This is a genomic window from Vagococcus carniphilus (assembly GCF_014397115.1).
Lineage (GTDB): Bacteria > Bacillota > Bacilli > Lactobacillales > Vagococcaceae > Vagococcus > Vagococcus carniphilus.
The window spans coordinates 2,026,545-2,046,262 of the sequence record NZ_CP060720.1 but is presented as its reverse complement, the minus strand read 5'-3'; the positions used below and the strand labels follow the sequence as shown (position 1 = coordinate 2,046,262).

At 33.0% G+C, this 19,718-nt stretch carries 23 protein-coding genes; 17 read left to right on the top strand and 6 right to left on the bottom strand.

All coding sequences use genetic code 11. From position 1 onward, the window contains the following. The first annotated feature begins 11 nt into the window (after positions 1-11). Both H9L18_RS10115 and dinB read left to right on the top strand, forming a co-directional pair. Entirely contained in the window at positions 12-869 is an 858-nt protein-coding gene (locus H9L18_RS10115; RefSeq protein ID WP_126795185.1) for a DUF975 family protein, read from the top strand. Positions 870-1,113: 244 nt separating this feature from the next. Next, positions 1,114-2,241: a DNA polymerase IV gene (dinB, locus tag H9L18_RS10110; protein ID WP_185847508.1), complete on the top strand. Its 1,128-nt coding sequence runs from the start codon at positions 1,114-1,116 to the stop codon at positions 2,239-2,241. A 38-nt stretch (positions 2,242-2,279) separates the two neighbouring features. On the opposite strand, the gene H9L18_RS10105 is transcribed toward dinB, so the two are convergent. Both H9L18_RS10105 and H9L18_RS10100 read right to left on the bottom strand, forming a co-directional pair. Beyond that, positions 2,280-3,491 carry a toxic anion resistance protein gene (locus tag H9L18_RS10105; protein ID WP_126795189.1) on the bottom strand — a complete coding sequence of 404 codons (1,212 nt, stop codon included), beginning with the start codon at positions 3,489-3,491 and terminating at the stop codon, positions 2,280-2,282. Beyond that, positions 3,492-4,199, bottom strand: a complete 708-nt coding sequence (locus H9L18_RS10100; protein ID WP_126795191.1) for a 5-bromo-4-chloroindolyl phosphate hydrolysis family protein — start codon at positions 4,197-4,199, stop codon at positions 3,492-3,494. Positions 4,200-4,402: 203 nt separating this feature from the next. On the opposite strand from H9L18_RS10100, the gene H9L18_RS10095 reads away from it, so the two are divergent. The 4 genes from H9L18_RS10095 to H9L18_RS10080 are packed head-to-tail and all read left to right on the top strand — an operon-like array spanning position 4,403 to position 6,425. Further along, positions 4,403-4,951: an NUDIX hydrolase gene (locus H9L18_RS10095; protein WP_126795193.1), complete on the top strand. Its 549-nt coding sequence runs from the start codon at positions 4,403-4,405 to the stop codon at positions 4,949-4,951. 10 nt (positions 4,952-4,961) lie between these two features. Then, the gene (gene macP / locus H9L18_RS10090) at positions 4,962-5,150 is read left to right on the top strand and encodes a cell wall synthase accessory phosphoprotein MacP (protein WP_126795195.1); all 189 of its coding nucleotides are present in this window, start codon (positions 4,962-4,964) and stop codon (positions 5,148-5,150) included. 21 nt (positions 5,151-5,171) lie between these two features. Then, positions 5,172-5,861, top strand: a complete 690-nt coding sequence (locus tag H9L18_RS10085; protein WP_126795197.1) for a 5'-methylthioadenosine/adenosylhomocysteine nucleosidase — start codon at positions 5,172-5,174, stop codon at positions 5,859-5,861. A gap of 18 nt (positions 5,862-5,879) precedes the next feature. Continuing rightward, positions 5,880-6,425 (top strand): cysteine hydrolase family protein, encoded by a 546-nt coding sequence (locus H9L18_RS10080; RefSeq protein WP_126795199.1) that lies wholly within the window; start codon positions 5,880-5,882, stop codon positions 6,423-6,425. Between the two features lie 71 nt (positions 6,426-6,496). Here the strand turns inward: H9L18_RS10080 and H9L18_RS10075 are convergent, their stop codons facing one another. Beyond that, positions 6,497-7,504, bottom strand: a complete 1,008-nt coding sequence (locus H9L18_RS10075; protein WP_126795201.1) for a YeiH family protein — start codon at positions 7,502-7,504, stop codon at positions 6,497-6,499. Positions 7,505-7,617: 113 nt separating this feature from the next. Between H9L18_RS10075 and H9L18_RS10070 the strand changes: the two genes are divergently transcribed. Continuing rightward, complete coding sequence (locus tag H9L18_RS10070; RefSeq protein WP_126795203.1) at positions 7,618-8,433, top strand: LysR family transcriptional regulator; 816 nt, start codon at positions 7,618-7,620, stop codon at positions 8,431-8,433. Between the two features lie 43 nt (positions 8,434-8,476). Further along, positions 8,477-8,854 carry an ASCH domain-containing protein gene (locus tag H9L18_RS10065; protein WP_126795205.1) on the top strand — a complete coding sequence of 126 codons (378 nt, stop codon included), beginning with the start codon at positions 8,477-8,479 and terminating at the stop codon, positions 8,852-8,854. 32 nt (positions 8,855-8,886) lie between these two features. Here the strand turns inward: H9L18_RS10065 and H9L18_RS10060 are convergent, their stop codons facing one another. Then, positions 8,887-9,432 carry a TIGR01440 family protein gene (locus tag H9L18_RS10060; protein ID WP_126795207.1) on the bottom strand — a complete coding sequence of 182 codons (546 nt, stop codon included), beginning with the start codon at positions 9,430-9,432 and terminating at the stop codon, positions 8,887-8,889. A 125-nt stretch (positions 9,433-9,557) separates the two neighbouring features. Between H9L18_RS10060 and H9L18_RS10055 the strand changes: the two genes are divergently transcribed. Further along, a complete protein-coding gene (locus H9L18_RS10055; RefSeq protein ID WP_126795209.1) occupies positions 9,558-10,502 on the top strand; it encodes an NAD(P)-dependent oxidoreductase in 945 nt (314 codons plus the stop codon). Between the two features lie 42 nt (positions 10,503-10,544). Here the strand turns inward: H9L18_RS10055 and H9L18_RS10050 are convergent, their stop codons facing one another. Next, positions 10,545-11,573: a lactonase family protein gene (locus H9L18_RS10050; RefSeq protein WP_126795211.1), complete on the bottom strand. Its 1,029-nt coding sequence runs from the start codon at positions 11,571-11,573 to the stop codon at positions 10,545-10,547. Positions 11,574-11,732: 159 nt separating this feature from the next. Between H9L18_RS10050 and H9L18_RS10045 the strand changes: the two genes are divergently transcribed. After that, positions 11,733-12,083: a PTS glucitol/sorbitol transporter subunit IIA gene (locus H9L18_RS10045; protein ID WP_126795213.1), complete on the top strand. Its 351-nt coding sequence runs from the start codon at positions 11,733-11,735 to the stop codon at positions 12,081-12,083. A gap of 12 nt (positions 12,084-12,095) precedes the next feature. Beyond that, positions 12,096-13,277: an AI-2E family transporter gene (locus H9L18_RS10040; RefSeq protein ID WP_126795215.1), complete on the top strand. Its 1,182-nt coding sequence runs from the start codon at positions 12,096-12,098 to the stop codon at positions 13,275-13,277. A 27-nt stretch (positions 13,278-13,304) separates the two neighbouring features. Here H9L18_RS10040 and H9L18_RS10035 read toward each other — a convergent pair whose 3' ends face one another. Beyond that, positions 13,305-13,916: an FMN-dependent NADH-azoreductase gene (locus H9L18_RS10035; protein ID WP_126795217.1), complete on the bottom strand. Its 612-nt coding sequence runs from the start codon at positions 13,914-13,916 to the stop codon at positions 13,305-13,307. Positions 13,917-14,099: 183 nt separating this feature from the next. Between H9L18_RS10035 and H9L18_RS10030 the strand changes: the two genes are divergently transcribed. From H9L18_RS10030 to upp, 6 genes are all read left to right on the top strand, one after another. Continuing rightward, on the top strand, positions 14,100-14,684 hold the full coding sequence (locus H9L18_RS10030) for a thymidine kinase (protein ID WP_126795219.1): 585 nt from the start codon (positions 14,100-14,102) through the stop codon (positions 14,682-14,684). A gap of 36 nt (positions 14,685-14,720) precedes the next feature. Further along, positions 14,721-15,791 carry a peptide chain release factor 1 gene (gene prfA / locus H9L18_RS10025; protein WP_126795221.1) on the top strand — a complete coding sequence of 357 codons (1,071 nt, stop codon included), beginning with the start codon at positions 14,721-14,723 and terminating at the stop codon, positions 15,789-15,791. Beyond that, positions 15,784-16,626 (top strand): peptide chain release factor N(5)-glutamine methyltransferase, encoded by an 843-nt coding sequence (prmC, locus tag H9L18_RS10020; protein ID WP_126795223.1) that lies wholly within the window; start codon positions 15,784-15,786, stop codon positions 16,624-16,626. The genes prfA and prmC overlap by 8 nt, the downstream gene beginning before the upstream one ends. 15 nt (positions 16,627-16,641) lie before the next feature. Beyond that, complete coding sequence (locus H9L18_RS10015) at positions 16,642-17,673, top strand: L-threonylcarbamoyladenylate synthase (RefSeq protein WP_126795225.1); 1,032 nt, start codon at positions 16,642-16,644, stop codon at positions 17,671-17,673. A gap of 51 nt (positions 17,674-17,724) precedes the next feature. Continuing rightward, positions 17,725-18,963, top strand: a complete 1,239-nt coding sequence (glyA, locus tag H9L18_RS10010) for a serine hydroxymethyltransferase (protein ID WP_126795227.1) — start codon at positions 17,725-17,727, stop codon at positions 18,961-18,963. Positions 18,964-19,042: 79 nt separating this feature from the next. Beyond that, the gene (gene upp, locus H9L18_RS10005) at positions 19,043-19,672 is read left to right on the top strand and encodes a uracil phosphoribosyltransferase (protein WP_126795229.1); all 630 of its coding nucleotides are present in this window, start codon (positions 19,043-19,045) and stop codon (positions 19,670-19,672) included. Positions 19,673-19,718 lie beyond the last annotated feature (46 nt).

The window sequence follows — 19,718 nt, the reverse complement described above, 5'->3', positions numbered from 1 at the left end:
GGAGGAGAAACGTGTATAAAACTTCAGCGCAATTAAAAAGAGAAGCAAAAGATAGCTTAAGTGGTCGTTGGAAGGAAGCTGTCTTATTGAATTTAATTCCTTCGATTATGCAAATTATCATGATGTTTTTTATTGGACTTGTTATAGCAGCTATGCTTGTCTTTGTTTCGTTCATGGTAACATCCGACACAGATAGTGGTACTTCGGATTTTGCTGAGACGGTTAGGTATCAATTAAGTGATGAATTGACAGATGAATTTGATTCAGAAGATGTGGATTTTAGTTCACCCTTTGATGGTTTAAATGTTGATTTTTCATCATACGGTATTGCACCTTTGATTGATATTGGGATTTATTTTATAACAATTGGTATTAGCTTTACATTTTTAGATGTTATTAGGAGACGGAAAGAACAATCGATGGAGATAAAAGATGCTTTTCGGATTTTTAATGGTAATGACTTTGTTCCCATTTTATTAATTAATTTATTAATGTATATTTTTAAAGTCTTATGGTCGTTTGCTCTTGTTATCCCAGCATTTGTTAAGCATTATTCGTATTCACAATCAAACTTTATCTATAAAGATATGGCTATGAATCAAGATGTAAAAAGTATGGGAGCGACAAGTTTTATTACGGAAAGTCGCAATTTAATGAGAGGCCACAAAGGAAGATTGTTTTGGATTGACTTAAGCTTTATTGGTTGGTATTTATTAGGAATGATAACTGGTGGTATTGCGATGTTATGGATTAATCCTTATATCAACGCAACAAAAGCAGCTTTTTATAATGATTTAGCTAAAGACCAATTTTTATCAACGACAGTAGATGTTCCTATTGAAGATGAAGAAGAATGGACAAGTTTCTAAAAGAATGAGATAACTCTCATTCTTTTTTTACTGTATTAATAGGGTTTAATCAAATTTCTTTAATCGTTTTATAGTAGTATGCACTCATACCAATTATCCCGAATTGGTTTTTCATACTTAACTCCTACCGAGAGTGAGAGTAAATAACAACCTTCATTTCCACTAGAGCGACGGCTTTAGTGGTTTTTTTTTATGTTTTCATTTATAATAAAAATAGAAACATATGTTCTGGGAGGTGGAGAAAGTGTCCAATCAATTGAGGTTTCCTTTAAAAGTTGATACATCAAGAAAAATAATTCATATTGATATGGATGCTTTTTATGCATCTGTCGAAGAAAGAGATAATCCAGAGTTAGTGGGGCATCCTTTAGTTATTGCTAAACATCCTCGTGATACAGGAGGAAAAGGAGTAGTAACAACAGCTAATTATGAAGCCAGAAAGTATGGCATCCATTCAGCTATGAGTGCTCAAAAAGCTTATGAACTTTGTCCAAAAGCTAATTTTGTTCAAGGTAATAGAAGTCATTATGCAGAAATTTCAAAAGAGATACATAAAATTTTTCATGAGTATACAGATATGATTGAACCACTTTCATTGGATGAAGCCTATCTAGATGTTACTGAGAATAAGAAAAATATAAAGAGTGCTATAAAAATCGCTCGAATGATTCAATTGGAAATTTGGCAAAAACTTCATTTAACGTGTTCTGCTGGTGTAAGCTATAATAAATTTTTAGCTAAATTAGCTTCTGATTTTGAAAAGCCAAAAGGGATGACGCTTATCATGCCGGAGCAGGCTGTAGATTTTTTAAAAAAACTGCCTATTGAAGACTTTCATGGAGTAGGCAAAAAAACAGTTCCTAAAATGCACGAGTTAGGTATTTTTGTTGGGGCTGACCTATATGAAAAATCAGAGATGGAACTTATTCAGAATTTTGGGAAAATGGGTTATTCCTTATATCGTAAAGTTAGAGGAATTCATGATTCGCCCGTTGAACCTCATAGAGATAGGAAATCAGTTGGGCGAGAGAGCACTTATGGTAAACCTTTAGTGACAGAAGAAGCGGTCATTATGCAGTTAAGAGAATTAGCAGCTGATGTTGAAAAGGCCCTAAGTCGGGTACAACTTCATGGGAAAACCGTTGTTTTAAAAGTTAGAGACAGGGATTACGAAACATTTACCAGACGAGTCACTTTACCTGATTATGTGGATGATCAAGAAACTCTTTTTTTTCATGCTAAACAAATTTGGGATTCCTTTGACTTATTGGAAAGAGGGATTCGTTTGTTAGGAATTACAGTAACTAATTTAGATTCCAAAAGTTATGAATTAATTAAATTACCTTTATGGGAAAAAGAAAAGGAATTGTAACAAAAGTAAGTAACACTTTTGCGACAATTCCTTATTTATTAGTTATGTTGGTTAGACATTTCAAGTAATTTATTTTTTAAATCTTCTTCCATGACAGTTAGTTCAATTTCAGCATTACGTCGTTTCTCTTTTCCTTCTTTTTGAATACGTAATGTTTCTTGAATCGTTTCAATTAAGTCATTTTGTGTTTTTTGCAATGTTTCAACATCAACAATACCACGTTCATTTTCTTCTGCTGTCTCAATTGCTGAAATTTTCAACATTTCAGAGTTTTTAGTTAGCAAATCATTTGTGGTTTGAGAGACTTGACGTTGTGCAGTAACGGCATCTTTTTGACGTAAAAGAGTTAAAGCTATTGCAACTTGATTTTTCCATAACGGGATAGCTGTATTAATTGATGCTTGAATTTTTTCAGCCAAAGCTTGATTGGTATTTTGAATCAAACGAATCTGAGGTGCTTGTTGAATCGTAATTTGTCTAGCTAATTTTAAATCATGAGTTCTTTTTTCCAGTCGATCAACAAACTGGTTTAAATCACTAACAATCTGAGCATCCATTTGATCGCCACTAGCCTCAGCTGTTTTGATTGCTTCAGGAATAGTAACCATTTCTAATTCTTCAATTTTCACTTCTCCTGCAGCAATATAAATGTTTAAAGCGTCAAAATAATCTTTGTTTTTATGGTAGAGTTGCTCAAGCATTAAATTGTCTTGTAGTAAGCCGTTTTTTTCTTTATCAAGTTTAACAGCAATTTTATCAATTTGCGCACCAATTTGTTGGTATTTAGCGGTAATTTCATAAACGGATTGTTTTACTTTACCAAACATGCGTTTAAAGATATTTTTATCCTGTGCTTCAAGTTCACTTGGGCTTGCTTCATTTAAGCGGTACATTAACTCAGTTAAAGAGTCTCCCATAGGACCAATATCTTGAGCTTGAACGTGATTTAACATTGTATGAGAGAATTCACCTAGTTTTTGTTGAGCAGCAACTCCGTAACTTAGTACTGCTTGGCTATCACTTGTGTCAATTTGAGCTGCTAACTCTCGGGCTTGTTTTTGACGATCTTCTGGCAGTTTATCAATTACTTTAGTTGCTTGAGTTGTATTTGTTTGTAATTTTTTTTCATCCTGCATAGCTAATTTCGAAGCATCAGGTGCTTCAAAGGGATTAGTTAATAAATCATCTAATGTATTATTAACGGGTGTAACATCTTTTAATAAATCATCTGTTTTTAATTCATCAGTCATTTAAATTTGCTCCTTTTGTTGTTTATATTCTTCAAGTTCTTTTTCACGGTTAATATTTTGTTTTGCAATAGAGATTTCTACATCTAAATCTTCTAAATCATCTTTAACAAAATCAGAGTAATCATTAACGATAAGTTGAGAAACTTCTTCAATCGCTACCGCACTTTGATTAAGAACTTCAAAAGTATTTTTATTTTTTAGTTCATGATTGTTAATTTCAACGTATTTATTAGTTAACTCTACTAAGTTCGGCAAATGATTGTATAAGAATTGATCAGATTGATGTAATTTATTTGGCTCTTTAACGATTTCTTTAAACATAGCTTTTGTTGCTTTTAGTGTATCATATCTTAGATTAATTGCTTTTAATTTAGCTACTTGATTCATATTTTCTTCAAGAGTAGCGATATTCTTTTTAGCTTGTGCCATTGTATCTCTGAAAAAAGCAATTTCTTGGTCATTCATTCCAAAATCAGCATAATGCTCTTCTTTTTCTTTAGTTAAGTAAGGAATATTATTATCTGATTTTTTATTTTTGGAAGCAATTGCCTTAATAAACCAGTACACAGCAATAACTAGAGATAAGGATAAGGCACCAGCAATTAGTTTGCCAAGAAGATAGTGATTACTACCGACAAAGATGTTTAATGGGATTAGTATGATAATCACCAAAAGAACTTTGTAAAGTTTCGAATTATTTTGTTTCATACGGGTTCACTCCTAAATGTTTTGTAATTGATCTTAAAAACATTTTATCACAGAGAAGAAAAATAGATATCAGTCTATGGATTGATTTATTTTTTCTTAAACAGTTTACAATGAGATTAATAAATTAAGCAGATGTTTATTGAAAACAATCATCTTTAACGGTATCATATGCTTAATAAACAAAGAGATACAAGGAGAAAAATATGACAGATCAATTTGAAGAAAAAACAATTCATAGAGAAACTATCTATAATGGTAAAATAATAGACGTTGTTGTTGACGATGTTCTCGTTCCAAATGGGAAAATCGCTAAACGCGAACTAGTCTTTCATCATGGTGGGGTAGGAATTTTAGCCATCACTAAAGAGGAAAAAATGATTTTAGTGAAACAATTTAGAAAACCACTTGAAAAAAGTATTTTAGAAATACCTGCTGGAAAAATTGAAAAAGATGAAACGGATCCTCTAGGAACAGCTAAAAGAGAACTAGAGGAAGAAACGACTTATCAAGCAGGATCAATTGAAGAAATTGCTAAGTTTGTTCCATCACCTGGATTTAGTAATGAGCTTCTTTATTTATATGAAGCAAGAGATTTAGTTAAAGTAGAAAATCCATTACCTCAGGATGAAGATGAATTCTTAGAATTAATGGAAGTAAGTTTAGAGGAAGCAAAAGCAAAAGTAGCTTCAGGCGAAATTTGTGATGCAAAAACAATGTATGCTATTCTTTATTGGGAAATGAAAAGCAAGTAAGGAGTTAAATATGTTTAGAAAGAAGAAAGAAACTCAGTTTGATGATGAGCCGAGCAAAAAAGACGAAGATCAGATTTTAACAAGAAGTCGTGTTAGAGAGTTTAATAATAATAAAAAGAGAAATACTTGGCTAAATAAGGCAATTATTATTGTAGCTATTCTACTAGCTATATTAATTTATGCCATTTTTAATTTATAATATTTTAAGGGAGTGTCTTGGGTGAAAATAGGAATTATCGGAGCGATGGAACAAGAGGTTGTTATTCTATCAGAAAAGTTAGAAAATATGAAAACATGGGAAGAAGCAGGTGCTAATTTCTATTCAGGAACAATCGGAGAACATGAAGTTGTTTTAACAAGATCAGGGATAGGTAAGACATTAGCAGCATTAACTACAACTCTTTTGATCAGCCATTATCATGTGGATGCCGTCATTAATACTGGTTCAGCTGGTGGGATTGGAGATGGCTTGTCAATTGGTGATATCGTGATTTCTAATAAAGTTGCGTATTCAGATGTAGATGTGACAGCTTTTGGTTATGAGTATGGTCAAATGGCTCAAATGCCACTTTATTACGAAGCAAATGAATCATTAATTGAGGCAGCAATGGAAGCAGCAAGTAATAATATGTTAAATACTCGTGTTGGTTTGATCGTTTCGGGAGACACTTTTGTAAGTAGTCAAAAACAGATTAGTGATATAAAATCTCACTTTCCAGATTGTTTAGCCAATGAAATGGAAGGAGCTGCCATTGCACATGTTGCGTATCAGTATAGTAAACCATTTGTGGTTATTCGCGCGATGAGTGACGTGGGAGATGAAAACGCAAGTGTTAATTTTGATGAATTTATTATCGAAGCCGGAGAAAAATCAGCCAAGATGGTGTTAGCTTTATTATCAGAAATTTAATGAAAGAGGTTTTTAATAATGGAAGCATTACTTTCGATTGATTATACATATGATTTTGTTGCAACAGATGGTAATTTGACAACAGGTGAAATCGGGCAAAATATTGAATCTGACTTAGTTGCTTTGACGAAAGATTTTATTGAAAGAGAGCAGTTTGTTGTTTTTGCTATTGATGGACATGATCCAAACGATAGTTATCACCCAGAAAACAAGTTGTTCCCAGCCCATAATGTTTTAGGGACTAAAGGAAGAGAGCTGTACGGAAAATTGGCTCCACTGTATGAAGAGAATAAAGAAAAAGAGAATCTTTATTGGATAGACAAACGTCATTATTCTGCCTTTAGTGGAACAGATTTAGATATTAGATTGAGAGAAAGAGGTATTACAACTGTTCATTTGACAGGTGTTTGTACAGATATTTGTGTGTTGCATACGGCAGTAGATGCCTATAATTTAGGCTTCAAAATTATTGTTCATGAAAAATGTGTGCAAAGTTTTGATGAAGAAGGACATCGTTGGGCCTTGAGACATTTTAAAAATACACTAGGTGCAGAAGTTATCTAAAAATAAAGTTGGTCACAATAATCGGATTTCTTGATTACTTGTGACCAACTTTATTTTTTTGATGTAACTTTTTAGATTTGGAAGACATAGATTAGTGAAAGAGCTAAGATAATTTGAAGAATTCCAACAAGTAGTGCGTAGATTAAGAAGCGAACGCCTTCTTTAAAGAATTTAGCAAAATCAAGTCGTAATCCAATAGCAGCAAGGGCTGTTATTTCAAACCATCCGCTGATAAAATGAGCTCCTTGGCTGATTTCTTCAGGTAGGTGAACAAAGCTATTAACAGTACAAAAGAAAAGAAAACCAATAATGTACCAAGGTAAAGGTAATTTTTTCTTTGTTTTAGCATCAGTTACTTCGTTGATTGTTTGAACACGGTCTTTTTCTGTAAATTTTGAAAAGCAGAAGACAACAACAACTAGCATGATAATTCTCATGATTTTAAAAAGAGTTGAAAACTCAACAACTTCTTTACTAACCATGCTTGCACTAGCAACAACTTGTCCAACAGATTGGAGAGTTCCACCAATTAAAGCACTTTGAGTTAAAACGTCCGAAAAGACGCTTGTCGCAATAAAGGGAAGAGTTAACATTAATACAGTTCCTAGTAAATTAACTAAGGTAATAATTTGTCCTTTTTCTTCATCACTTGCTTCAATTTCTGGTGCAATTGCTCCAATAGCAGAAGAACCACAGACTGCGTTTCCTCCAGCCATTAAAAGAGACATTTTTTTGGAGAAATTCATTTTTTTTCCAATTAAGTAAACTCCCACGATAGTTCCCGCCATTTGAAAGATAATAAAACCAATCCCATTAAATCCCATATGAGCAATAGTTTGAAAGGTAACTGTTGTTCCTAGTAGAACAATGGATAATTCTAAAAGTAAACTTTCAGCTAACTTAGTTCCTTTACTTAAAAATGGTTGTTTAAAAAAAGTATTTCCAAGTAGAATTCCAAGTAGGATAGCAATTGTTGCCGCTCCGATACTGGGAATCCAGATAGCAATGATTTTACTGATACCTGCGACAATAAATGATAGGCCAAGCCCAGGTAAGATATCTTTTGTTTTTTGATTCATTTGTTTTTCACAATCCTTTTTAGTTGATAAAAAAAGTATATACTTTCTTTTTACATTTGAGAAATATATAGTTAATATATTAATTATAAGAAAAACTAATAGTAGGTGAAAATATGTTTAAATTACTAACAACTTTTAGAATAGCATACGAAACGAGAAATTTTTCAAAAGCTGCAGAAATTCTGTTTATCTCTCAACCTGCAGTTTCCAATCAAATTAAACAATTGGAAGAAGAACTAGCGTGTACACTTTTTAAACGAAAAGGAAAGCAAGAGATGCATCCAACTAAATCAGCTGATATGTTATATGTTAGACTTCTTAATTTAGCGGATGACTGGAAAGAAACTACTCGATTAGTAAAAGAAAGCAATCGAGAGAAATTAACTTGTCGGATCAGTGCGTCAAATACATTTTCTGTTTATTATTTACCAGAATTAATGAAACATTTAGTAACTATTTTTCCAGATGTTATCTTTGAACTTGATATGAAAAATTCTGAGGAAGTTCTTGAAACTATTAAAAAGCATTCAGTAGACTTTGGATTTATTGAAAAACCTTTAATGACAGATGGGGTCAAACGAGTTGAAATAAAAAAAGATGAACTAGTTATTGCTGGGAACTTAACAAGTGATTTATGGTTAAGCCGTGAGGAAACATCAGGTGTTTTTCATTATATGGAACGTTATTTTTTAAGAGAAAACATTAATCCCAATCGATTGTATGTCAAAAATAATGAGATGATTGTCAAAATGTTAGAAGAAGGAATTGGAAAAAGTTTGATTTCTAAAAGAGCGGTCACAGAACAAATGGAGGTTAAGCCTTTGGAAACTTCATTTTTACGATCCTTTTATTTCTTGAAAAAAAATCATTTAGTAACTGGTGAACTATTGGAAATAGCAAAAGAAATTGAATTATTTTATCTTAAATAGACAGTGTATTTGGTAAAAAAATAAAAAGGAGTTGATTAATGAGATGATTATTCAATTTGGAGGAACTCACGAAGAGCAAACCGAGTTAGCTAATTTAGTCAAAATAGGAGAGAAAACAGCAACATCTTCCTTAGTTGAAATTCAGCAAGAAGAAGATTTAACTCAAATAGGTGACATATGGGAAATTCATGATGGGAAGAATCATTTTATTTGCTTTGTTGAAGTAGAAAATGTTGTGTTTAAGAAATTTTCAGAAGTAGATGAAGAATTTGCTTTGTTGGAAGGTGACGGCTCACTGAAAAATTGGACACAAATCCACCATAGTTATTATTCTTTCTTGCTTGAAAAGATAGGCAAACAATTGAGTTCTGAAACATTTTTAGAGTGTGTTTATTTTAAAAAGACAGATAAAAAAGGTTAATGCTTATTATTTTTGCATTAACCTTTTGACTTTTATTGATATTCAGCTCTAGCTCCGCCGATTAGTTTTGGTCGATGACCAAGTGCTGTTACATGAGCACTTCCAAGGGATTTGATTGCTGGCCGAATTGGTACTTGTACGTGTCGAATATGCATGCCAATAGAGGTATCACCAATATCAATACCAGCATCAGCGGTAATAAACTCAACAACTACAGGGTTTTCCATCATTTTATATGCTGCTGTTGATGTAGCTCCTCCAGCATGGAATTTAGGAACTACTGAAACGATATCTAATCCTCGTTCTTTAGCAACTGCTTTTTCAATTGTTAAGGCACGGTTAATATGTTCACATCCTTGAAAAGCAAGATGAATTTCTTTTTCATTGAAATAGTTGATGAGCGTCTCAGCAATTAATTCTCCAATTTCCTCACTCGAATTTTTACCAATCACGCCGCCATTGATTTCACTAGAACTACAACCAACAACAAACATATCTCCTTTTTCAAGTTTAGTTTGAAAAAGAACATCCTCTACGATTGAAATTAAATCTTTTTTTACTTTTTCTAAGTCTAACATATGACCATAAACCTCCTTCTAAATGATGCCATCATTATATCATATGTTTTTTAAAAGTGAAAAAAACTCTTTTAAATGTTAGAATTGAATATAAGTAAGATGAATACAGAAGGAGGAGAAAGCAGTTGCAAAAGAAAAAAATCTTAACATTAGTTCCAATGAAAGAGGATCAATTAGCGTTATTAAAAGAAATAGCTCCAAATTACGATGTGATTAGTAAAGTAGATGTTGATAAGAAAGATACAACAATTGAAATTATGTATGGATGGGATGAAGAGATTAGTCCGCAAATACTTAGCTTCTCTCAAAATCAAATAAAGTGGGTACAAGCACAATCAGCAGGTGTTGATCACATTGATATGGCTCCATTTGAAAGTCAATCTATTCTATTGTCGAATGCAAGTGGTGTGCATGGTAATCAAATGAGTGAGTCAATTCTTGGAATGATTTTTGCTTATACTAGGGGACTTCAATCGGCTATATTGAATCAATCTGAGAAGCGTTGGGATAAACCAAAAATGCAGACAGATTTAGAGGGAAAAAATATAATGATTCTTGGAACAGGGCACATTGGAGAAAGATTAGCTGAAATTTTAAACGTTTTTCAAGTCCATTTAGTAGGTGTTAATCGAAGTAAGAAACAAGTACCTCATTTTGATGAAATTATTGTTCAAGATAAAATAGAAGAAAGAATATCAGACATGGATATTATTATTAATTTACTTCCTGACACTAAGGAGACTCATTACTTTTTTACAAAAAAATTGTTTTCTCAAATGAAACAAGGAGTTATGTTTATTAACGCAGGAAGAGGTGGGACGGTTAAAACGACTGACTTGATTGAAGCTTGCCAAACCGGACAAATTGGTTTTGCCGGATTAGATGTATTTGAAGAAGAACCGTTGCCTAAGGAAAATCCTTTGTGGAAATTAGAAAATGTTCTAATCACACCACATTCATCAGGAATGACAGACAAGTATTTTGATCGTTTATTCCCAATATTTTTGGATAACCTAAAAGAGTTTATTCAAACAGAAAGACTTGTTAAAAATGAAGTAAAAATAAGATAAAAAGGAAGAAGTATTGGTTAATACCAATAGCTTCTTCCTTTTTTATGCAAATGTGACACAGACAATTTCTGGTGCGTAAACATCTTTTTGGATTAAAGCTAGTTTACCATTAGTTGTATCGCGCTCAAATAAAGTTAAATTATTTGAATTTTGGTTGGCTACAATAATAAATTTTTGATCTGGTGTAATATCAAAGTCACGAGGAAAGTCTCCTTCAACAGAAATATGTTGAATTAAATCGATACTCAAACTGTCTTCAGAAATATGATAGACGGCTAGCGAATTATGTCCTCGGTTTGAAACATATAAAAATTTGCCATCTTTTGAAATTCGAATCGCAGCGCCACCATTAAAATCATCAAAATCTTCAGGTAATGTTGAAATGATTTGTTGTTGAGAAAATTCACCGGTTTCTTTTTGATAGCTTAAAACAACTACTTCGCTTGATAATTCACCGAATAAGTAAGCTGTTTTTTCATTAGGGTGAAATACAATATGACGAGGTCCAGTACCAGGCTTAGCTTTAAAATTGGCCACTTCTGTTAGTTTTCCTTCAGAAGAAACGTCATATGTATAAACTGTATCATTTCCTAAATCACATGCAACTAAGCGCTCGTCAGGTGTTAAATCAGCGAAATGAGCGTGAGGGACAGTCTGATTTTCATGAGGACCATTACCGATATGTTCAATACGATCTGCTAAAGTAATTGAATCATCCTCATTAATACGGTAAGAAACAACAAGGCCTTTATGGTAATTAGCCCCATAGACTAACTGTCTTGTTTCATCTATTGCAACGTAGCAAGGAGGTGCTCCTTCTTCTGTTATACGGTTAACGAAAGAATAAGTATTGTCTGCCTCTTTTTTATATGCAGCAACCCCACCCAACGTACCATCTTGAGAAACGGTATAAATCGTTTCTTTTTTTGATTTAGCTAAATAAGTAGGATTTCCTTCTTCAATCATTGTAACCAAATGGTTTAGTTCTTTCTTTTCAGTGTCTAGTTCAATGCTATAAATACCTTTACTCTCTTTTCTTGTATATGAACCAAGAATTAGTTTTTGTATCATGTGAACACCCTTTCCTTAATAATCATTTAGATTATAGCATATTAAAAATGTTTAGAAAAAGTTTCTATTTCAAGGTATGAAAGTTTTAATGAAAGTCTTTTGATAAATTATGATATACTTGATTATATTGTTAAAAAAATAAATGAGGTGTAATAGATAATGGAATCAGTTGTTATGTCAATCGGAAAAGAAGCAATCAGTCAAAAGGAGCCTTTGATCATTCTTTTTGATGAATCAGCAACAGAAGAATTGAGAAAATTCTCTGTTATTCAACAATTTAAAACAAAAGATATTAAAAAAATCGCAGTTGGAGATTGTCTGTTTTTTGACGATCAAAAGTATACCATCAAGTCAGTTGGCCCAGTTGCTAATCAGCACTTAGAAGAAATGGGACACATCTCTATTGTCTTTAAAGAAGCAGGAAGTGAAGATCAATTGGCAAATGCATTATATGTAGAGCCTTTTGAGTTACCTAATATTAAAGAAGGAACTGTTATTAGATATGCTTAGGGAGGTTTAGTCATGAAAAGTGATAGCTATAAAGGTGATAAGAAAACTTGGTTTAATCGTTGGTTTTTAAATAATCAATTTGTTACAACCTTATTAATTATTTTATTATGTTTGTTAATTATTCTGTTGTTTACAAAAGTGTCTCACTTATTTGAACCTGTAGCACAATTTATTGGAATTGTAGGCTTACCTATTATTATTTCAGGATTACTTTATTATATTTTGAATCCACTTGTTAACTTTATGGAAAGAAAAGGTATAAAAAGGAATCTAGGAATTACGATTCTTTTTGTTGTTATATTTGGTTTAATCACTTGGGGAATAGTGATATTAATCCCTAAAATTGAACATCAGACAAGAAGTTTTGCTAATGAGTGGCCAACCTACTGGCGTATAATTGAAAGCAAAACATCTGAATTTTTTAATGCTCCAATTTTTGATAAATTTAGTGCACCAATAGAAGATACGTTGAACGAGTTCTTTAATTCGATTAATACAATTGCTAAAACCGTTTCTAAAAATGCATTTAAAGGAATCGGGAGTGTGGTTGGAGCGGTGGCTAATATTGTTGTAACAGTCGTAACAGTCCCTTTTATTCTATTTTATTTGTTAAAAGATGGGAAAAAATTGGCGCCTTATATGACTCAGTTTTTACCAACTAAAATCAGAAAAACGACTCTAAATGTTTTAGTTGATATAAACAAACAATTGTCTTCATACGTTAGGGGACAAGTAACTGTGGCGGTAGCTGTTGCAATCATGTTTATCATTGGATTTTCTGCAGTAGGTCTAAATTATAGTGTTACTTTAGGGATACTTGCAGGATTCTTAAACTTGATACCTTATGTAGGTTCAGCTTTGGCAACAATTCCAGCTATTCTTTTAGCTTTAGTAGATGGACCTAAGATGTTAATTGCAGTTATCGTTGTTTTTATAATTGAACAGACGATTGAAGGTAAATTTGTTTCTCCTTTAGTTTTAGGCAGTCAATTAGAAATTCATCCAATTACCATTATTTTTGTCTTACTTTCTGCAGGTAAAATATTTGGGGTAATGGGAGTTATTTTAGGGATTCCATTCTATGCAACAATGAAAGTTATTGCTACTCACTTATTCACTTGGTATAAGGAAGTTTCAGGTCTTTATGAAGAAGAATTAGCTATAGAAGAAAATAAAGAAGAGATTAAATCTTAATGATTTATCTCTTCTTCTTTATTTTTATTAAAAAGTTTTAGCAAGAGTAACTGCTTTTTCTTTTGCATCGTTGATAATTTGTTCGCCCATTTCTGGATGGTGATCGATACCTTCAACAAAAATTTGTTCAACATCTTGAACACCCATAAAGTTAAAGATTGTTTTGATGTATACAGATGAAGGGTCACTTCCACCGTATTGTCCACCATTAGATTGAATGTGTAGTAATTTTTTCCCTGAAGTTAAACCGATTGGCCCAGTTTCAGAGTATCTGAAAGTTTTACCGTTAACGACAACTGTATCAATCCAAGCTTTCAAGCGAGATGGAATCCCTAAATTCCAAAGAGCGTTAGCGATAATAACTTTATCAGCATTTAAAAACTGTTCAGTTAATTCGTTGTAGCGAATCAATCTAGCAATTTGATCTGCTGTTAATTCTTTTTCTTGTGCTGCGTCTTTCCATGCTGTGAAAAGAGCTTTATCAATTTCAGGAACTTCTTCTTCATAGATATCAACGATTGTTACCGCATCTTCAGAATGATTTTCCTTATAAGCATTAATAAATGCATCTAAAACAGTTAACGAACGAGATTCATTTGCTGTTAAAGGATGAGCTTTTATAACTAAAACATTGTTCATGTTGTTCCTCCTACTTATAATAAATTAGTACAAAGTCACTATACAGATTTCCCTTATAAAAGTAAAGTGAAAACTGAGATGTTGATAAATTAACAGGAATTTTAATCTTTTTAGAGTAAGATAATGCTTTTTTTTTAAAATTAAAGTATACTATCATAGGATAAACAAGGGGGAATAAGAGACATGGCACAACTATTTTTTAAACACGGCGCAATGAATAGTGGAAAAACAATTGAAATATTAAAAGTCGCTCATAACTATGAAGAACAGAACAAACCTGTTGTTTTAATGACGAGTGGATTAGATACTCGAGATGAAGTTGGAACAGTATCTAGTCGTATTGGTTTAAAACGTGAAGCGATTCCTATTTTTCATGATACCGATATTTATGCTAAAATAGAGTCAATGTCTTTTAAACCGTATTGTATTTTGGTAGATGAGTCACAATTTTTAGAAAAACATCATGTGATAGCTTTCGCTAAAATTGTAGACGAGCTGGATATTCCAGTTATGGCCTTTGGTTTGAAAAATGATTTTAAAAATGAACTATTTGAAGGCTCTAAATACTTGCTTCTTTATGCCGATAAAATTGAGGAATTAAAAACAATTTGTTGGTTCTGTCATAAGAAAGCAACCATGAATCTTAGAATGAATGACAATGAACCGGTTTATACTGGGGAGCAAATCCAAATTGGTGGGAATGAATCTTATTTCCCAGTATGTCGTAAACATTACGTAAATCCACCAAAATTAAGAAATAATGAATAAGCTTTATTACTAGGAAGTAAAGAAAGGAAGAAATAAATGTTTGATCAATTACAATCTCTAGAAGATCGTTATGAAGAACTTGGAGAATTACTAAGTGACCCAGAAGTAGTAAGTGACACGAAACGCTTCATGGAATTATCAAAAGAAGAAGCAAATACAAGAGAGACAGTTGAAGTTTACCGCCGTTATAAAGAGGTTGTTCAAGGTATTGCTGACTCTGAAGAATTACTTGGAGAAAAATTAGATGATGAATTACAAGAATTAGCTAAGGAAGAATTAGCTGAATTTAAAAATGAAAAAGAAGAATTAGAAGAAAAAATTAAAATTCTTTTATTACCAAAAGATCCAAATGATGATAAAAATATTATCATGGAAATCCGCGGTGCTGCTGGTGGAGATGAAGCAGCTTTATTTGCTGGTGATTTATTTGAAATGTACCAAAGTTACGCAGCTGCTCAAGGATGGAAATTTGAAGTAATGGATGCTAATATCACAGGCATCGGTGGGTATAAAGAAGTAACAATTATGATTACAGGTGATAGTGTCTTCTCTAAATTAAAATATGAAAGTGGCGCACACCGTGTTCAACGTGTTCCTTCAACAGAATCTCAAGGTCGTGTTCATACATCAACTGCAACAGTTGTTGTATTACCAGAAGCAGAAGAAGTAGAGTTAGACTTAGCTGATAAAGATATCCGTATTGACATTTATCATGCAAGTGGCGCTGGTGGTCAGCACGTTAATAAGACGGCATCTGCAGTTCGTCTAACACATATCCCAACAGGCATTGTTGTTGCGATGCAAGATGAACGTTCTCAGTTAAAAAACAGAGAAAAAGCAATGAAAGTTTTGCGTGCTCGTGTTTATGATCAATTAGAGCAAGAAAGTCGTAGTGAGTACGATGCTAACCGTAAATCTGCTGTTGGAACGGGAGATCGTTCAGAACGTATTAGAACATATAACTTCCCTCAAAACCGTGTAACAGACCATCGTATTGGCTTGACGATTCAAAAATTAGACCAAATTTTAGCTGGTAAAGTTGATGAAATTATTGATGCTTTAATTATCTATGATCAAACAGAACAGTTGGCTAAATTAAATGACTAGTTTAAATACTTATTTTGAAGTCCTTAAATGGGCTTCTTCTTTTTTAGAGGAAAGAAATTTAGAGCCAACACTTGCTGAGTACTTAATATTGGAAAGAAAAGAGTGGACTAAAACGGATCTACTCTTAAATTTAAAAAAAGAAGTACCTCAAGAAGAGTTAACCTCATTTGAATCCGATTTAAATCAAATTGCTAGGCATGTTCCGGTACAATATTTAATCGGCTCATGTGAGTTTTATGGTCGTCGTTTTTTAGTGAATGAACATACTTTAATCCCAAGACCAGAAACAGAAGAATTAGTTGAACTTATTCTAAAAGAAAATCTGAATGAGTCGAAACAAATTGTTGATATAGGTGTAGGAACTGGTGCTATAAGTTTATCTTTAAAAAGAGAGCGACCTAATTGGCATGTAATGGGATTCGATATTTCTAAAGAAGCACTGGAAGTTGCTAGAGAAAATGCTAAAAAATTAAAGCAAGAGGTTACTTTTTTAGAAAGTGATGTTCTTTCCGGCTATCATTTATCAAAAAAAATAGATATTCTTGTTTCGAATCCACCATATATCAGTATAGATGAGTGGGAAGAAATGGATATTTCGGTTAGAGAAAATGAACCTAAAGAAGCATTGTTTGCTGAGGATAATGGCCTAGCAATCTATAAAAAAATTGCTAAAGAAGCTAGAGATTATCTAGCAGTAGATGGGAAAATTTATTTAGAAATAGGTTATTTACAAGGAAAAGCAGTAGCTGCTATTTTTCAAGCTAGTTTTCCAGAAAAAGAAGTACAAGTTATCAAAGACATGAACGGACAAGATAGAATAATAAAAGTGATATAAAAGGAAGTGCTGATTATGGAGACGAAAATAATCCATCCACAAGAAATAGAAGAAGCAGTTAAGGCTATAAAAGAAGGAGAGTTAGTTTCTTTTCCGACTGAAACAGTTTATGGTCTTGGCGCTGATGCAACTAATGAAGAAGCTGTCAAAAATGTTTATTTAGCAAAAGGAAGACCTAGTGATAATCCTTTGATTGTCCATGTTGCCAGTTGTAAGCAAGTCACACCTTTTGTTTCTAATATTCCAGAAAAAGCACAACGTTTGATGGATACTTTTTGGCCGGGACCATTAACACTTATTTTCAAATTAAAAAGTGCTGAGTCTCTACCTTCTGTTGTAACTGGTGGCTTAGAAACAGCAGCATTTAGAATGCCTAATAACGAGTTAACTCTTCAATTAATAAAAGAGTCAGAAACAGTTTTAGTAGGACCAAGTGCTAATACATCGGGGTTACCAAGCCCTACAACTGCTAATCATGTCTATCAAGATCTAGCTGGTAAAATATTTGGTGTGCTTGATGGAGGAGCGTCTTTTGTTGGTATTGAGTCTACTGTATTAGATATGTCTCAAGAAAATGGCGTGCCGGTCATTTTAAGGCCTGGAGCTATAACAAAAGAGCAATTAGAAGAAGTGATTGGTGAAGTTGAAATGGATCAGCATATTTTGACTGAAAAAGAAGCACCCAAAGCACCAGGAATGAAATATAAACATTACTCACCAAAGACTCCCGTTATCATGATTGATTATCAAAAGAATAATTGGCAAGAAGCAATTAATGAATTTAAAAATGAGCATAAAAAGATTGGTATTATGACTCATCCAGAGAAAAAAAGCTTACTAAACGGCTATGATGCTTATTACAAACTCTCTCAAAAATATGATGTAGTCGAAGCAATGCGTTATTTATTTGCTGGATTACGATATTTAGACGAAGATAAATTAGACTTGGATATTATCTTAGTTGAGACTTATCCAGAAGTAGGGGTTGGGATGGCATATATGAACCGTTTAAAGAAAGCCGCAAATCAAAAAACATATAAAAAATAACATTTAAGTGTGTTACAATATGAGGTATAAAATAGAATGTGAGGTGCTTTTATGGATTACCAAAAATCTGATGCTGTGTTGTGGGATGCAATTGCAAATGAAAAGAATCGTCAAGAAAAAACTATTGAATTGATTGCTTCAGAGAATTTCGTTTCAGAGGCTGTTATGGCAGCGCAAGGTAGTGTATTAACCAATAAGTATGCTGAAGGCTATCCAGGTAGACGTTATTATGGCGGCTGCGAATTCGTGGATGTTGTCGAGAATTTAGCGATTGATCGTGTATGTGATTTATTTGATGCCAAATTTGCCAATGTTCAACCTCACTCTGGTTCGCAAGCTAATACTGCAGCTTATTTATCTCTTGTTGAACCTGGAGACACAATTATGGGAATGGATTTAACTGCTGGGGGACACTTAACTCACGGTTCACCTGTAAACTTTAGTGGTAAAACTTATAACTTTGTTTCGTATGGTGTTGATCCAGTAACAGAAGTAATTGATTACGAAGTAGTTAAAATTTTAGCTAGAAAACATCAACCTAAATTAATTGTTGCAGGAGCAAGTGCTTATTCAAGAGAAATTGATTTCAAACGTTTCAGAGAAATTGCTGATAGTGTGGGTGCTAAATTAATGGTAGACATGGCACATATTGCTGGCTTAGTTGCAACAGGCCTACATCAAAATCCAGTTTTATATGCAGATATCGTAACATCTACTACTCATAAAACATTAAGAGGCCCTCGCGGGGGAATCATCTTAACCAATGATCCAGATTTAGCTAAAAAAATAAATAGTAATATTTTCCCTGGTATCCAAGGAGGTCCTTTAGAGCATGTGATTGCAGCCAAAGCTGCTGCCTTTAGAGAAGCTTTATTACCAGAGTTTAAAGATTATATGGAACAAGTAGTTAGCAATGCTAAAGTCATGGCACGAGTGTTTAATCAAACAACTGGTCCAAGATTGATTAGTGGAGATACAGACAATCATTTGTTATTAATCGATGTAAGTGGTTTTGGCTTAACAGGAAAAGAAGCAGAAGCTATTTTAGATAGCGTTCATATGACTGTTAATAAAAATACAATTCCGTTTGAAAGTCGTAGTCCATTTGAAACAAGTGGTATTAGAATTGGAACACCAGCGATCACATCAAGAGGATTTAAAGAAGAAGATGCTCAAAAAGTTGCTGAATTAATAACAGAAGCCCTAACTCATCATGAAAATAACGAACAGTTAGATAAGATTAGAGCAGAAGTTGCTGCTTTAATTGAAAAACATCCACTTTATAAATAAATTTTTAGGTAATTGACTAGTCAATTACCTTTTTTTCCGTTACAATAGATTGGAATAAAATTTAAAGGAGAATCACGATATGGGAAAATTTCAAGTTATTGATCATCCACTAATTCAACACAAGTTGACAATCATCAGAGACAAAAACTGTGGGACAAAGGTTTTTCGTGAAGTAGTTGATGAAATTGCTATGTTAATGGCTTATGAGGTGTCTCGCGATATGCCTCTAGAGGACATCGAAATTGAAACACCGATTGGTAAATCAATTCAAAAAACATTAACAGGAAAAAAAGTAGCAATTGTACCAATCTTACGTGCAGGTATTGGCATGGTAGATGGAATGTTGGAATTGATTCCTGCAGCAAAAGTAGGACATGTTGGTTTGTATCGTGATGAAGAAACGTTTGAACCAGTTGAATATTTTGTTAAATTACCAGCTGATATTGCTGAACGTCAATTATTTGTTGTTGATCCAATGCTAGCAACTGGAGGATCAGCCATTATGGCAATCGATCTTCTGAAAAAACGTGGAGCAACTAACATTAAATTTGTTTGTTTAGTGGCAGCTCCAGAAGGTATTAAAGCCCTTCAAGAAGCTCATCCAGACATTGATATTATTACCGCTGGATTAGATGAAAAATTAAATGAACAAGGTTATATTGTACCTGGTTTAGGTGATGCTGGTGACCGTTTATTTGGAACTAAGTAATCATTAATTAAAAAATAGAAACCTCTTAAAAATTAATTTTAAGAGG

What these genes read in the sequence shown, in the direction of transcription:
- prfA (WP_126795221.1), top strand. Translation starts at nt 14,721, where the DNA reads ATGTTTGATCAATTACAATCTCTAGAAGATCGTTATGAAGAACTTGGA.
- upp (WP_126795229.1), top strand. Translation starts at nt 19,043, where the DNA reads ATGGGAAAATTTCAAGTTATTGATCATCCACTAATTCAACACAAGTTG.
- H9L18_RS10100 (WP_126795191.1), bottom strand. Translation starts at nt 4,199, where the DNA reads ATGAAACAAAATAATTCGAAACTTTACAAAGTTCTTTTGGTGATTATC.
- H9L18_RS10035 (WP_126795217.1), bottom strand. Translation starts at nt 13,916, where the DNA reads ATGAACAATGTTTTAGTTATAAAAGCTCATCCTTTAACAGCAAATGAA.
- prmC (WP_126795223.1), top strand. Translation starts at nt 15,784, where the DNA reads ATGACTAGTTTAAATACTTATTTTGAAGTCCTTAAATGGGCTTCTTCT.
- H9L18_RS10045 (WP_126795213.1), top strand. Translation starts at nt 11,733, where the DNA reads ATGGAATCAGTTGTTATGTCAATCGGAAAAGAAGCAATCAGTCAAAAG.
- H9L18_RS10065 (WP_126795205.1), top strand. Translation starts at nt 8,477, where the DNA reads ATGATTATTCAATTTGGAGGAACTCACGAAGAGCAAACCGAGTTAGCT.
- H9L18_RS10095 (WP_126795193.1), top strand. Translation starts at nt 4,403, where the DNA reads ATGACAGATCAATTTGAAGAAAAAACAATTCATAGAGAAACTATCTAT.
- H9L18_RS10075 (WP_126795201.1), bottom strand. Translation starts at nt 7,504, where the DNA reads ATGAATCAAAAAACAAAAGATATCTTACCTGGGCTTGGCCTATCATTT.
- H9L18_RS10030 (WP_126795219.1), top strand. Translation starts at nt 14,100, where the DNA reads ATGGCACAACTATTTTTTAAACACGGCGCAATGAATAGTGGAAAAACA.
- macP (WP_126795195.1), top strand. Translation starts at nt 4,962, where the DNA reads ATGTTTAGAAAGAAGAAAGAAACTCAGTTTGATGATGAGCCGAGCAAA.
- H9L18_RS10105 (WP_126795189.1), bottom strand. Translation starts at nt 3,491, where the DNA reads ATGACTGATGAATTAAAAACAGATGATTTATTAAAAGATGTTACACCC.
- H9L18_RS10015 (WP_126795225.1), top strand. Translation starts at nt 16,642, where the DNA reads ATGGAGACGAAAATAATCCATCCACAAGAAATAGAAGAAGCAGTTAAG.
- H9L18_RS10080 (WP_126795199.1), top strand. Translation starts at nt 5,880, where the DNA reads ATGGAAGCATTACTTTCGATTGATTATACATATGATTTTGTTGCAACA.
- glyA (WP_126795227.1), top strand. Translation starts at nt 17,725, where the DNA reads ATGGATTACCAAAAATCTGATGCTGTGTTGTGGGATGCAATTGCAAAT.
- H9L18_RS10070 (WP_126795203.1), top strand. Translation starts at nt 7,618, where the DNA reads ATGTTTAAATTACTAACAACTTTTAGAATAGCATACGAAACGAGAAAT.
- H9L18_RS10050 (WP_126795211.1), bottom strand. Translation starts at nt 11,573, where the DNA reads ATGATACAAAAACTAATTCTTGGTTCATATACAAGAAAAGAGAGTAAA.
- H9L18_RS10060 (WP_126795207.1), bottom strand. Translation starts at nt 9,432, where the DNA reads ATGTTAGACTTAGAAAAAGTAAAAAAAGATTTAATTTCAATCGTAGAG.
- H9L18_RS10040 (WP_126795215.1), top strand. Translation starts at nt 12,096, where the DNA reads ATGAAAAGTGATAGCTATAAAGGTGATAAGAAAACTTGGTTTAATCGT.